Genomic DNA, 13,431 nt, shown 5'->3' with positions numbered 1-13,431 from the left:
CGGCGGGTCCCCGCCCCGCCACCGCGCGCTCGCGGCGCGCGAGCACCGCCTCCGGGTCGCCCGGGTCGGACACGGCGCGCTACCGCGTCCCCGTCCCGGGTTCGGTTCCCGCCCCGGGGTCGGGTCCGGCCGCCGGCGTCGACGCCGACACCGACACGGCCTCCCCCCGTTCGGGCGCGTACGCGTCGTAGCCGTCGTCGCGGAGTTTCGCCGCGAACTCGCCACAGCGGTCGCCGTGGTTGACGAGCACCGCGGCGTCGCGGTAGGCGTCGAGGAAGTCGAGCAGTCCCTCGCGGTCGGCGTGCGCGGAGAAGTCGTACTGTTCGACGCGGGCGCTGACGGGCATCACGCGCCCGTCTATCTCCGCGCGGCCGGTCTCCAGCAGGCTCCGCCCGGGCGTGCCCTCGACCTGATAGCCGGTCATCGCCACCTTGTTCGTCGGGTTCGCGCGTATCTCGGGGATGTACGTCATCGCGGGACCGCCCGAGAGCATCCCGCTCGTGGTGACGATGGCGGCGTTCTGCTCGGCGATCCGTCGCCGCTGGCCGTTCCGGCCGGTGACGAACCGGGCGTGCGACTTCGCGCGCGCGAACGCCTCCGGGTCGCGGAGGAACGCGGGGTAGTTCGCGAGCATCCGCGTCACGTCCTTCCCCATCCCGTCGACGTAACACGGGATGTCGTACGCCTCACACACCATGAGCATCTCCTGGGTGCGGCCGATACCGAACGCGGGGACGACGGCGGTACCGCCCTCCCACAGCGTCTCCTCGACGCTGCGGGCGAACCGCGCTTCCACCTCCTCGCGGGGGTCGTGAGCCACGTCGGAGTAGGTGCTCTCACACACCACCGCGTCCGCGTCGGGACGGGCGGTCGTTCCGGGGACGAGCCGCTGGTTCGCCGTGTGGAAGTCCGCGGTGTAGAGCAGTCGCGCGTCGCCGTCGTCGACGAGGACGTGCGCGCTCCCGGGGATGTGGCCCGCGTCGTAGAACGTCACCTCGTAGCCGGCGGCCGCGAACGACTCGCGGTAGCCGTGCGTCTCCGACACCTCGGTGACTCGTTTCACGTCCGCCTCGGTGAACGGACACCGGAGGGTGCCGCCGTGGAGTTTCAGCGTGTCGCGCGCGAGCGTGAGCGCGAGTTCCTGCGTCGGCGGCGTCCAGTGGACCGGCGGCGGGTCCCGGCCCGAGAGGAGCGCGGGCACCGCCCCGGCGTGGTCGAGGTGGCCGTGGCTCACCACCACCGCGTCGGGGTCGGGCGACCCCACGGGGTACTGGGGCGGGTTCTCGGCCAGCGAGCCGAAGTCGAGGAGGAGCGAGTCGTCGACGAGCAGCGCCGACCGTCCCACCTCGCGCGCGCCGCCGAGGAACTCGATGTTCATACCCCCCGTCGTCGCCGCGGCCGCTTGCCTCCGTCGGTCGGAGGTGTCGGCCACACCACATAACTGTGAGCGGACTCAATCGCCCCCGTGACCGCCGAACGCGCAGACAGCGACGCCGAACCGTCGCCGGGTCGACGCGGGTTCCTCCGCGCGGCCGCGGGTGTGAGTGCGGGCGCACTGGGTGTCGGTGCGGCGACGACGGGCACCGCGAGCGCCCAAGAGGATACGATCACCGACGAGGGGGCGTTCCCGGCGGACGCGCCGACGCTCGGCAACTCCGACTACACCGGGATGTTCGTCCACGTCGGAGGGATCAACCAAGAGGCCTCGACCGCCGACGTGAGCGGCTGCGAGTTCGTCGAGAGCGACGACGCCGTCGTCGCGTACGACGTCACGCTCATCGACCGCGCGTCGCCCGACACGCCGCAGGCGGACACGATCATGTTCGCGTCCGTCGGCAGCGACGCCGTCGAGTTCGGCCGGCTGTTCATCGTCACCGGCCAGCAGTCGTGCAACTCCGACCGGGTGCAGGTCGCACTCGAGCAAGTGGGGTCGGCCGACATCCGCGACGTCTCCGAGAACCAGAGCGCGCCCCGGACCGACACCTCCGACGGCGGCGCGACGAACACCACCGGTCCCGGCTTCGGGCTGGGCGCCGCGGCCGCGGGGCTGCTCGGCGCGGGCGAACTCCTCCGCCGGCGCGGCTGAGAGCCGAACGACGGGACTTATGCCGCTCGCCGCGACAGCGGTGGGTGATGCGACCTGCCCTCCCGCTCGCCCTCCTCGTTGTTCTCGCGGCGCTCGCCGGCTGTGGCGCGGTCCCGGGGCTGGGCGCCCCGCCGAGCGACGAACGCGCGGTCGCCGTCCGCGCCGACGCGAGCGAGTACGTCGCCACGGCGGGGAGCTACCGCTTCAAGCTTGACGGACGCGTCAGCGCCGCCGACGGCGCCGCCTCGCGGACGGTCCGGGTCGGCGCGGCCGGGAACGTCTCGCTCGCCCGGCGGGTGCTGGGCACGAACGCGACGACCGGGGGGCGGAGCCGCCGGTCGGTCGTCGACGGCTACACCGCCTACACCGAGTGTGCGCCGCCGTGGGACGGCTGGGCGGTCGAGACGCTCGACCGCGAGCGGTCGTGGCGCACCCACACCCCGCTCGGCCGACAGCTGGCGCTGTTGAACCGGACGAACGTCTACTGGAACGGGACCGAGACGGTGGACGGCACCGAGGCCCGCGTCATCGTCGGCTACCCGTCGGCGCGGGCGCTCCGCGGGGTGGCGAGCGAGCGCGGCGGCGCGAGCGACCTGCCCACGTCGGGCGTACGGAACGTCACCGTCCGCCTGTGGGTCGCCGACGACGGCCGACCCGTGCGGTCGGTCGTCGACGTCGAGGTGCGCGCGGACGGCGCGAGCGCGAACGCGCGGCTCGCGACCGACTACCGCGGGTTCGGCGCGCCCGTGTCGGTGTCGGTACCGAACCCGACCGGTGACGACCGGTACGAACTCGGCTGTCCGGGGTCGTGAGCCGCGCTGCTCGCGCCGCCCGCGTCGGCCCGGAGAGCCGAGCGTGCTCCGGCGGACGACCCTCCGGCTACTCGGGGTTGAACTGCGCCATCGCCGAGCGAACGTCCTCCCGCTGCCCGATGAGGGTGACGCGGTCGCCGACCTGGAGCGTGAAGTCGGCGTCGGGGACGTTGACGTCGCCGTCGCGCGCGACGAGCGCGATCAGGCTCCCGCCGGGGAGTTCGGGTCCGATGTCGCGGACGGTCAGGCCCGCCATCTCCTCGGAGGTGACCTCCACCTCCTGGACGTCGCCGGTGCGGCCGACCTGGCCCATCCAGTTGGCGAGCGCGGGCCGCTCGATGTAGTCGTCGAGCGTCTGGGCGGTGGCGAGCACCGACGAGACGGTGGTGACGCCGAGCTCCTCGAACGCGTCGACGTTGTTCGGGTTGTTCACCCGCGCGAGGATCGTCTCGGGGTCGAACGACGAGTCCGACAGCTGCGCGATCAGGAGGTTGGAGTCGTCGTCGCCGGTCGTGGCCACGACGACCCGCGACTTCTCCCCCCCGGCGGCGCGCAACACGTCGACGTCCGTCCCGTCGCCGATGTGGACGGTGTGGCCCTCGTTGCGGGCGGTCTGTACCTGTGTCTCGTCGTTCTCGATGATGACGACGTTCTCTCCGCGGTCTTCGAGGCGTTCGGCGAGCGTGCGGCCCACCTTCCCGCCTCCGACGATGATTACACGCATGGGTATGACGTCGAGCGCTTCCGCGATGCGGCGGGCGAACCCGCCTTCGAGGACGACCGTCACTAGGATGACGAGGAACACCGTCCCCACGAGGGCGTCCGCCGCTTCGGACATCCCCGCGTTGGTGAGTTCGACGGCGAACAGCGTCGCCACGGACGCGGGGATGATCCCGCGCGGGCCGACGAACGACATGAACAACTTCTCGTTTCTGGTGAATCGGTCGCCGACAGCCGAGACGAACACCAGAGCCGGACGGATGACGAAGACCACCGCGACGACGACCGCGATTCCGCCGAGTCCGAGCGCGAGGAGGTCCTCGAACTGGAGCAGCGCCGCGAGCGCGATGAACACGAACGAGAGGACGAGCAGCGTCACGTCGCCCTTGAAGTCCGTGATGTCCTCCTCGTAGGGCACGTCGGCGTTGCCCAGGATGATGCCCGCGGTCGCACACGCCGCGATGCCCGCCTCGCGGACGATGATCTCCGCGCCGCCGTACGAGACCAGCGCGCCCGCGAGTACGAGCAGGCGGGCGTTCTGGGGGGCGTTCCCGGGCGAGAGGTCGACGTACCGGAGACCGTAGTAGACGAGCGCCGCGACGGCGATGCCGACGACGACGCCCGTGCCGAGCCGTTCGACGAACAGCGTCAACAGCGCGCCCGGGGCGCGCGTCCCGGTGATGATCGCCTCGTAGATGACGACCGCCATGATCGCGGCGGTCACGTCGTTGACGATCCCTTCGGTCTCCAGCGCCGCCTCCACCCGGTCGCGGGCGGGGACGACTTCGAGGATGGGCGCGATCACCGTCGGCCCGGTGGCGACGAGGAGCGCGCCGATCAGTCCGGCGACGAACCAGTCGACGCCGAGCGCGTAGTAGACGACCGCGGTCGTGCCGACGAACGCGATGGCGGCGCCGACGGTGACGAGTTTGAGCGTCGCGGTCGGCGCCTCGCGTATCCGGTCGGCGCGGAGGTGGAACGCCCCCTCGAAGACGATGATCGCGACGGAGAGGCCGACGATGGTCGACAGCCCGGTCGCGCCGAACGTCTCGGCGGTGATGACGCCGAGCACCTCCGGTCCGAGGAGAATCCCCGCGGTGATCAGGAAGATGATACTCGGGACCTGAAACCGGTCCGAGAGCACCTGAGCTGTCACGCCGACGCCGAGGATGGCGGCGACGAGCGCTATCAGCTCACCCGCACCCGCTGCCATCGGGGACCGTAGCCTCCATGCCCGGGCCTGCGTCGGGAACCGATAAAAGTCCGGCTACTCCGGTTCGGTACACGAAGAATTCAGGGTTCGTAAAACATCTCTACCTCGTCGGCGTAGCGATCGAGAATATTTCGGCGCTTCTTTTTCATCGTGGGTGTCAACAGTCCGTTTTCCTCGGTGAACTCCTCCGGGACGACTCGGAACTGCTTGATCCGCTCGTGTTCCTCGAAGCCGGCGTTCACGCGGTCGATCTCCCGCTGGACCAGTTCGCGCACCCGGTCGTCGCGACAGCGCGCGCGCCGGTCGTCGGGGAGGTCGTACCCCTCGCGGTCGGCCCACGCCTCGACGGCGGGGAACTTCGGGACGACGAGCGCGCTCACGAACTTCCGGGCGTCGCCGAGCACTATCGCCTGCTCGACGTACTCCGAGTCCGCGAACGCGTCCTCGATGGCACCCGGGGGGACGTACTTACCCGTCGAGAGCTTCAGCAACTGCTTGGCCCGTTCGCGGAACGCGACGTAGCCGTCCGGGCGAAGTTCCACGACGTCGCCCGTCCGGAACCAGCCGTCGTCGTCGAAGGCGGCGTCCGTCTCCGCCGGGAGGTTGCGGTAGCCCCGGAACACGTTCGGTCCCTTCACGAGCAGTTCCCCGACTTCACCCGCCGCGTCGTCGGGGTCGCCCGCGACCGTCGAGTCGACTCGCACGTCGACGCCGACGACCGGCGGGCCGATGGTGCCGACCTTCGGCTCCTCGGGCGGGTTGACCGCGAGGACGGGCGACGTCTCGGTCAGCCCGTAGCCTTCGAGGATGGGAACGCCCATCGCCTGGTACAGTTCACACAGGTCCGCCGACAGCGACCCGCCGCCGGAGATGAAGAACGCTATCTCGCCGCCGAGCGCCTCCTTCACCGACGAGAAGACCAGACGGTCCGCGAGCGCGTAGCGCGCGCGCAGCGACGGCGAGGGGTCGTCCGCCCGGTAGTGTTCGCGGCCCACGTCGGTCGCCCACTCGAACACCCGCTTCGTGAGCCGCGAGCCGCCCGCCTGCTCGCGGATGGCGTCGTACAGTTTCTCGTACACCCGGGGGACGCTCGTCGCCGTCGTCGGGCGGACCAGCCCGAAGTCCTCCCGGAGCGTGTTGGGCGACTCGGCGTACGCGACGGTCGCCCCCGCCGCGAACAGCATGAAGTGACCCGCCAGCCGCTCGAACACGTGTGCGAGGGGGAGAAACGACAGTGCGGTGGTCGACTCGTCGATGACCGGCGTCTCCCGCGCCGCCTTGTCGGGGCGGTCGCCGAACCGCCTGAGACACTGGTCGACGTTCGCGAGGAAGTTGCCGTGGGTGAGTTCCGCCCCCTTCGGCGTCCCGGTCGTGCCGGAGGTGTAGATGAGGCTCGCGAGGTCCGTGCGGTCGCGGTCGACCACCCAGTCGTCGGCGTCCGCGTCGGGGTCGGCGCCCGCGGACGCGCCCAGGTCGTACAGTTCCGCGAGCGTGTACACGTCGTCGCGGTCGTGGGGGTCGCCGTCGACCAGGACGACGAACTCCAAATCGAGGTCGTCCTCGACGGCGAACACCCGGTCGAGTAAGTCGCGGTTCTCGACGACGACGCCCGTCGCCCCGGGGTCGCCGAGCAGGTGGCGGACCTGCCGCTCGGAGGAGGAGGTGTAGACGGTGGTCGTCACCGCGCCCGCGCCCAACACCGCGAAGTCGGCGTGCGCCCACTCCATCCGGGTGTTCGAGAACAGCCCCACCCGGTCGCCGGGGGCGACGCCCAACTCGCGGAAACCCGCCGAGAGGCGGCGGACGACCCCCCGCATTCGGCCGTACGTCACGTCCGCGTAGTCGCCGTCGGGCGCGGCGTCGAGAACGCCGCCGGCGACGAGCGAGCGGTCGTACACGTCCCCCTTGTACCGCTGGGCGACTCGGTCGGCGTGCCGCCGGGCGGCCGCGTCGAACGTCGCCGCGAGCGACTCCCGGGTGACCCCCGGGTCGTACTCCCGTTCGGCGTCGCGCCAGTCCATGGCGTACGGGAGACGGTCGGAGCATAAAAGCGCAAGCTACCCGTTACACGTTGCTCGGCGTTGTTTTCGACGCCCCGCGTCACTCCTCCTGGCGGTCGAGGTAGTCGAGGTAGGCGAGCACCCCCCGGGTGTTCAGCCGCTCCTCCTCGCGGGCCTTCTCCTCGCCCCAGACGTCGATCAGCCGTTCGGGCGCGTTGGCGGCGAAGTGGTCGAGCACCGCCGCGTCGTCGAGGTCCGCGCGCCTCCGCTTGACCGCCTCCACCCACTCGACCAGCGTGCGCTTGTAGCCCGCGAGCAGGTCGTCGTCGAACTCCCGGGGACCGAAGTGGCCGAAACAGAGCACCCGCGGGTCCAACTCGCGGATCGTGTCCACGTCCTCGTTGCAGCCGTGGAGGTCGAACCGCGCGGGCGGCGACGTCTGGTGGATCAGGTCGTACCTCGGGACGTAGAGCCCCGCGGCGTCGCCCGTGAACACGACGTCGTCCCCCCGGTCGTGGTACACCACCTGGTGGGGGGCGTGACCCGGCGCGGCGTGGACGTCGACCGTGCGGTCGCCGAGGTCGACCGAGTCGCCGTCGACGAGGCTCTCGACCCGACTCTCGGGAATCGGTTTCGGGTCGACGTAGTGGCGCCACTGGTCGCCGACGGCGCGCTTGGTGCCCTCGACCAGTTGTGCGGGGTCGACCAGGTGGGGCGCGCCCGCCTCGTGGACGTACACCTCGGCGTTCGGGAACTCCTCGGCGAGGAAACCCGCGCCGCCCGCGTGGTCGAGGTGGACGTGCGTCAGGAGGACGGCCGCGGGTCGGACGCCCAGGTCGTCGAGGGCGTCGGTGAGGTACTCGCGGTTCGTCCCGAGACCGGTGTCGACCACCGCGGGACGGTCGGCGTCGACGACGTAGACGGAGCCGTAGCCGGCGGTGTCGTACAGGCCGAGGTCGACGTAGTAGAGGTCGGTACACTCCGGGACCGGTTCGACGTCGCCGGGGTCCATACCCGGAGACCGGCGCGTCGCTCCAAAAGCGTTCTCACGGGCGTTCGGGTTCGGGTTCGGGTCCGGGTTCGACCCGAACCGGAGGTGTTCGGCGGGGCGACCACATCGGGGACCGGGCGGAGGGCGGACGGCGGACGCGGGGTGCGGCCGTCGCCCGACTACGCGTTCACGTCCGGGCCGTCCTGGACGAACCGGATGGTGAATCGGTCGTAGCCGCCGTAGGCGGTCTCGAGCGAGCCGAGCCACCAGTTCCACCGTTCGATGGGGTCGTAGTCGTCGGGCGCGTCGGCCATGTTCTCGATGACGTCCTCGACCGAGAGTTCGTGTTCGCGGTCCGCCTCCACCTTGCCGGAGTCGGCGAGGTCCCTCGCCTGTCGCGTGATCACCCGGCGGTCGGAGTCGTCGCCGCCGAACTCGCGTTCGAGCGCCGCCATCAGTTCTCGACTGTCCACGTGACCCTTTCGCACTCCACGCTTTTTAGTTCGCCGGCTCCGTGTCGGACGTTCGCACGACCGCCGTCCGACGCGGGCGCCGGGGAGAGCGAAACCGGCCGTCGAGCGGGTTCAGGCGTCCGATTCGGACACGTCGGGGAGGGCGGCGGGCGTCGCCTGCCGGAACGGGGCGGGGCGGTCGGCGCGGGTCTCCGTCCCGAGCGCGTACGAGAGCCAGTCACCGACGCGCCACGCGACGGTGTCGGTCGAGGCGTCCTGGAGGCTGATCGTGAGCCGGCGGTACTTCTCGGGCGCGCCGTCGCGGTCGGGGTCCGGGCCGCGGAGCCGGAAGCACGAACAGCCGTCGGGGTCGGGGTCGTCGCGGACGCGGACCACCACGTCCGCGTCGGCCTCGTCGTCGATGCGGCGGAACGACACCGACGGGAGTTCGTCGGCCGCCTCGACGTAGCGGAGCGCGCGGTCGACCGCCGCGTCCGTCGCCTCGGCCTCAGCGGTCCCGCTCGTGTCGACGTAGACGGCGAGCGTCCGGTTCGCCCAGGGGTACGCGCGCTCGGTCGCGTTCGGTTTCGGCGTGGTGGCGACGGCCATCTCGGGCTGCATCACGTCCAGCGGCGCGTCGCCGTGACGGAGACCGAGCGCGTGGCCCAACTCGTGTTTCAGCACGCGCACGGTCGAGTCCTCGTCGAGACCGGCGCGTATCTTGACGGTCGCGGGGCGCCGCACCCGGTCGGCGGCGATGGGCGCACAGCCGACCGCGTGTTTCGTGCCGGCGCACGACTCGATGGCGCCGACGAACCGGACGACGATGTCGGGGTCGTCCGCGTCGGGGTCGACGCGGAGGTCGGCGGCGTAGCCGACGTACGGCTCGGCGTTCTCCGACCAGAACGACGCCGCCTCCCGTACCGCCGGCGTCATGTTCGCGTCCGTCCCGGGCGTCTCGACGGCCACGGTGAGGCTCCGCTCGCCCCACGGACTCGGCCGGTCGGGCACGGGCACGTCGGGCGCCGCCGTCGCCGTCGCGTTCCCGGTCGGCTCGGTCGCCGTCGCGGTCCCCAGTTCCGCCGGTGCGCGGGTGGCGACACACCCGGCTGTCACCAGCAGGAGGGCGAGGACGGCTGCGAGCGCCCGGGAACGGCTCATTCGACTCGAATCTAGCCAACCGGTATGAAAACGCTGCTGTCTAGAGAATCAGTACCGATATTCGGCGTGTATCAAGAGGCGTCAGTGGAGGTCGCGGCCCGTCGTCGCGAGCGCGGCCGCTCGCGGGGGTGAGCGGCTGAGGGGAGTAAGCCCCCTTCGGTTCGGCCCGACATTCGGCTGAGCGTCCGCGCCGTCCCCGGACTACCTTCGGGGGCGTGCGCCGCCCCCTGGCGCGGACTTGCACCGGCGAGGATTCGCCGTTCCACCCGTCCCCGGCGGTCGACCCTCGGCGGGTTAGCTCCCTCCCCTCGCGGGTCGGTTCGCACGCCTCATCGGTCGCGCCGGGCGGTCTCGTTTCTGTTCCAGAGCCGGCCGTCTCCGACCCCGGACTTGCGTCCGGTCGCCCGTCCGGTTCGGTGGGGGGACTTTCCTCATGCCCCGTCGCTGTCGGTCGGGGGCACGGGGGTCGGGCTCCCTCTGCCGGTCCCGCTACGCCGGTCGACGGGTTAAGCGGTTCGCCCCGGACCGGCGGCCGTGGCTCGCCACCCGCCCGCCACGGGGCGTCACCGCCCGGCTACCCCGGTCGGTCCCCGCGAGATTCGGATCATCACGGTCCCTAACGCCGAGGGAAGGGTTGAAGTTTCGGCGGACGTTGGTACGTCTATATGTCCGAGGCACAGGCCGTGCGACTGACGTACGACGACGGGGCCCGTGCGGTCGAACTCGCCCGGGAAGCGGTCGAATCGTACGTCATGCACGGTCAACGAGAACAGCCCGGTAGCATGCGCGACGCCTTCTACGCTCGGACGGGGGCGTTCGTGAGACTCCAGTCGACCCGCGGACGCGGCCGGATGCGCGGCTGTGCGGGGTCGTACCAGGGGTCGGACCAGCTCGGTCACGCCATCGTCGACGCCGCGATCAAGGCCGCCTCCGCCGACACCGGCGGCTCGGAGGTCGAACGGAAGGAACTCGACTCGATCACGGTGTCGGTCTGTATCGTCTCGGAGGTCACGCTGACCGCCGACCCCGCCGCCGACCTGGAACTCGGCCGGCACGGGGTCGCCATCGACAACGCCGGCAACCACGGCTGGCTCTACCCGACCATCCCGGTCGAGAACGGCTGGAGCAAAGAGCAGTTCCTCTCGCGGGTCTGCCGGAAGGCGAAGCTCTCGCCGACCGCCTGGCAGGACGACGACACCATGGTGACGCTCATCGACGGCCAGGTGTTCCGCGAGCGCGCCGACGGCGGTAGCGTCGAGCAGGTCTGAGCGGCGGGTCGGACCGACGGCGAGCGACGGGTTCTCGCGCGGTTCCGCGGCGACCAGCGGAGCGTCCGCCGGCGGCGCGGCGGCCGTCGCCGGCCGGTTCCGCGAGCGCGGTGACCGCCGACGCCGGGCGGTGCGTCCCGTTCGACCGCCTACCGCGCGACGAGGAAGACGCCGAGGACCGTCAGCCCGATACCGACCACCTTCGTCGCCGACAGCGACTCGTCGAGGAAGGCGACGCTCAAGAGCGAACTGAACACGAGAAACGAGCCGTACACCGGCGTGACGACGCTGACCGGGCCGGTCGCGAGCGCGCGGTAGTACGCGAGGATGCCGACCGAGAGGGCGACGCCCGCGCCCGCGACGTACACCGCGTACTCGCCGGTGAGACCGCCGACCACGTCGTCGCCGCGGACGAGAGTCACCGCGAGCGCCGTGACGGCGAGCATCGTGTTCGCGCCGAGGGCGACGACGTTGCTCGGGAGGTGGTTCGTCGCGACGCTGGCGAGCGGGGTGAACACCGAGTAGCCGACGAGCGCGACCAGCGCCCAACCGAGGTAGTTCATGCACCGGCTTGGGGAGTCGGACCCAGGGGGGTTGCGGTAGCGGCGAACGGTCATCGAAGTGGGGTGGTACCGAGGCCCACGCTCGGGGTAGCGTTTTTCCCGTCCGCCGCGTAGCCGTCGTCGATGTCGTCCGCTCCCGGGTGGCCGTGGCGCGCCCCCCCCCGGGAGCGGCGGGTCCCGCCCGCGGCGGCGCCGTACCGCCTCCGCGGCGACGAGCGCGAACGCCTCCGTGCGGGGCTGTGACGCGATGGCGCGCGCGTTCCGAGGGAACGCTTAAAACTGTCCGGCGGGAATCGGACACCATGCAACACGTGAAGGTGCCGCAGGACCGCATCGGTGCGGTCATCGGGGAAGGGGGTGAGACGATGCGCGAGATCGAGGAGCGCGCCGACGTGCGCCTCGACATCGACTCGGAGTCCGGGTCGGTCGCCATCGACACCGTGGGCGACCCCGTCGCCGGGATGGTCGCGCCGGACATCGTCCGCGCGATCGGTCGCGGCTTCACCCCCGAGTCGGCGCTGTCGCTGCTCGAACACGACCTCCGGCGGTTCGACCTGATCGACCTGGCGAGCGAGACGCGCAACAAGAACGACCTCCAGCGGCAGAAGGGCCGGCTGATCGGCGAGAACGGCCGGACGCGACAGCTCATGGAGGAGCTGTCGGGCGCGGAAGTCGTGATCAAGGGGTCGACGCTGGGCATCATCGGCCAGTCCGAGGAGGTCGACGCGGTCCGGCGCGCGGCCGGGATGATCCTCGACGGCGCGCCCCACGGCGCGGTGTACAGCTTCCTCGAACGCAAACACAACGAACTCCACGGCGCGCCCGACCTCGCGCCGCCGAACGCGGACGAGACCCGGTAGTCGTCCCGTCGCCCGCCCTCGGGTCGCCTCCGTTTTCGGGGCGGACCCGGACGGTCCGGCGCCGCGGCGCCGACTTCCGAGCTCGACTCCCGCCGCTACCCGAACCCCTCGCCGTCGATGTGCTCGCCCGGGACGCCGATCCGCTTTGCGGTCCGGGTGATCCCGTTGACCATCGCGGTGACGCCGCAGGCGTACACCTCCAGGTTCCCGGGGTCGATCCGCGCGTCGATGTCGTACGCAGGCTCCGACTGTCGGTACTGTGCGAACCGCCCGAGGTCGTCGTCGTCGACGGCGTCGGCGTCGAGGTACTTGACGAACGTCCGCTGGACGTACTCGGTCTCCCCCTTCCACCCCGACAGCAGCGTCTCCCGCGAGAGCGTCGGGACGAAGTGGAAGTTGTCGTGTTCCGCCTCCAGCGACTCGAACGCGTCGCGGTACGACAGGTCGTCCTCCCAGCCGGCGCCGAGGAACAGCCAGTAGTCGCGCTCCTCGCCGTCGACCGTGTCGCGGCCCTCCTCGAACGCGTACCGGATCATGCTGTGGAGCGGCGCGACGCCGGTGCCGGTGGCGAGCATCGCCACGTCCCGCTCGGAGGGTTCGTTCGGGACGAACTCGCCGTTCGGCCCGCGGACGGTCAACTGGTCGCCCACCGACAGGTCCTCGAACAGGTCGGTCGTGAGGTCCCCGCCGGGTACCCGCCGGATGCACAGTTCCACCTCGTCGTCGTTGGGCGAACTCGCGACCGAGTAGGGCCGGGGGGTGCCCGCGAACCGGACCGTGAGGTACTGGCCGGGGACGAAGTCGAAGTCGGGGTCGTCGACGGTGAAGCGGATCCGGAGCAAGGAGGGGTACGACCGGTCGTGCCGGCCGGCGAGCGTCGAGAGCTTCGCCGCGCGCAGCCCGTGCGACTCCTCCAGCAGGCGTCTGACCCCGTCCCAGTCGACGGCGGGGTCGCCCTCGGGGTCCGAGACCAGGTCGGGGTGGTCGGCGTCCATCAACAGCAGCGCGGCGCGTTCTTCGACCTCGGCGGTGCGGTCGCGGTCGACCGGTTCGACCGCCGTGACCTCGGCGGTGTCGGTGACGAGCGGGAGCGCCTCCGCGGCCTCGTGGGCGGAGTTGTGTTCGCGAACCGGCATTCGTACGGTCCGCTAGGCGCCTACCGACGGGTCACTCTTCCGGCCCTACCGGCGCCGCTCGTGGCCGGGACCGCCGAACGTCCGGACGCTCGGACGCTCGGGCAGGTGGGCAGTCGGACAGCGGGCCGGCGGGCCTGTATATAAACCACCGTGGGACACGTTGCCACGA

12 protein-coding genes and 1 other RNA gene are annotated in these 13,431 nt (G+C 71.3%); 4 read left to right on the top strand and 9 right to left on the bottom strand.

Annotation, left to right across the window (positions count from 1 at the left end; genetic code table 11):
• Positions 1-79: 79 nt before the first annotated feature.
• Entirely contained in the window at positions 80-1,378 is a 1,299-nt protein-coding gene (locus K933_RS13720) for an MBL fold metallo-hydrolase (protein ID WP_023395344.1), read from the bottom strand.
• An 87-nt stretch (positions 1,379-1,465) separates the two neighbouring features.
• Here K933_RS13720 and K933_RS13715 point away from each other — a divergent pair, with 87 nt between their 5' ends.
• Both K933_RS13715 and K933_RS13710 read left to right on the top strand, forming a co-directional pair.
• Positions 1,466-2,086: a hypothetical protein gene (locus tag K933_RS13715; protein ID WP_023395343.1), complete on the top strand. Its 621-nt coding sequence runs from the start codon at positions 1,466-1,468 to the stop codon at positions 2,084-2,086.
• Positions 2,087-2,133: 47 nt separating this feature from the next.
• A complete protein-coding gene (locus K933_RS13710; protein WP_023395342.1) occupies positions 2,134-2,898 on the top strand; it encodes a hypothetical protein in 765 nt (254 codons plus the stop codon).
• 67 nt (positions 2,899-2,965) lie between these two features.
• Here K933_RS13710 and K933_RS13705 read toward each other — a convergent pair whose 3' ends face one another.
• The 6 genes from K933_RS13705 to rnpB form a co-directional block, all read right to left on the bottom strand.
• Positions 2,966-4,831 carry a cation:proton antiporter domain-containing protein gene (locus K933_RS13705; RefSeq protein ID WP_023395341.1) on the bottom strand — a complete coding sequence of 622 codons (1,866 nt, stop codon included), beginning with the start codon at positions 4,829-4,831 and terminating at the stop codon, positions 2,966-2,968.
• 80 nt (positions 4,832-4,911) lie between these two features.
• Positions 4,912-6,852, bottom strand: coding sequence for an AMP-dependent synthetase/ligase (locus K933_RS13700; RefSeq protein ID WP_023395340.1), 1,941 nt, complete (start codon positions 6,850-6,852; stop codon positions 4,912-4,914).
• Positions 6,853-6,931: 79 nt separating this feature from the next.
• Positions 6,932-7,843, bottom strand: a complete 912-nt coding sequence (locus K933_RS13695) for an MBL fold metallo-hydrolase (RefSeq protein WP_023395339.1) — start codon at positions 7,841-7,843, stop codon at positions 6,932-6,934.
• Positions 7,844-8,001: 158 nt separating this feature from the next.
• Positions 8,002-8,277 carry a hypothetical protein gene (locus K933_RS13690; protein ID WP_394295680.1) on the bottom strand — a complete coding sequence of 92 codons (276 nt, stop codon included), beginning with the start codon at positions 8,275-8,277 and terminating at the stop codon, positions 8,002-8,004.
• Between the two features lie 129 nt (positions 8,278-8,406).
• Positions 8,407-9,435, bottom strand: a complete 1,029-nt coding sequence (locus tag K933_RS13685) for a matrixin family metalloprotease (protein ID WP_049947880.1) — start codon at positions 9,433-9,435, stop codon at positions 8,407-8,409.
• Positions 9,436-9,569: 134 nt separating this feature from the next.
• An RNA gene (gene rnpB / locus K933_RS13725) (RNase P RNA component) lies at positions 9,570-9,917 on the bottom strand.
• A gap of 183 nt (positions 9,918-10,100) precedes the next feature.
• On the opposite strand from rnpB, the gene K933_RS13680 reads away from it, so the two are divergent.
• Positions 10,101-10,703, top strand: coding sequence for a TIGR00296 family protein (locus K933_RS13680; RefSeq protein ID WP_023395336.1), 603 nt, complete (start codon positions 10,101-10,103; stop codon positions 10,701-10,703).
• A 149-nt stretch (positions 10,704-10,852) separates the two neighbouring features.
• Here K933_RS13680 and K933_RS13675 read toward each other — a convergent pair whose 3' ends face one another.
• Positions 10,853-11,266, bottom strand: coding sequence for an EamA family transporter (locus K933_RS13675; protein WP_023395335.1), 414 nt, complete (start codon positions 11,264-11,266; stop codon positions 10,853-10,855).
• Between the two features lie 302 nt (positions 11,267-11,568).
• Here K933_RS13675 and K933_RS13670 point away from each other — a divergent pair, with 302 nt between their 5' ends.
• Complete coding sequence (locus K933_RS13670; protein WP_023395334.1) at positions 11,569-12,126, top strand: KH domain-containing protein; 558 nt, start codon at positions 11,569-11,571, stop codon at positions 12,124-12,126.
• Positions 12,127-12,221: 95 nt separating this feature from the next.
• On the opposite strand, the gene K933_RS13665 is transcribed toward K933_RS13670, so the two are convergent.
• On the bottom strand, positions 12,222-13,262 hold the full coding sequence (locus K933_RS13665) for an FAD-binding oxidoreductase (RefSeq protein WP_023395333.1): 1,041 nt from the start codon (positions 13,260-13,262) through the stop codon (positions 12,222-12,224).
• Positions 13,263-13,431 lie beyond the last annotated feature (169 nt).

The sequence above is a fragment of the Candidatus Halobonum tyrrellensis G22 genome, assembly GCF_000495475.1.
GTDB lineage: Archaea > Halobacteriota > Halobacteria > Halobacteriales > Haloferacaceae > Halobonum > Halobonum tyrrellense.
The sequence above is the reverse complement of the archived record's forward strand: the minus strand, read 5'-3'. Positions and strand labels throughout refer to the sequence as shown.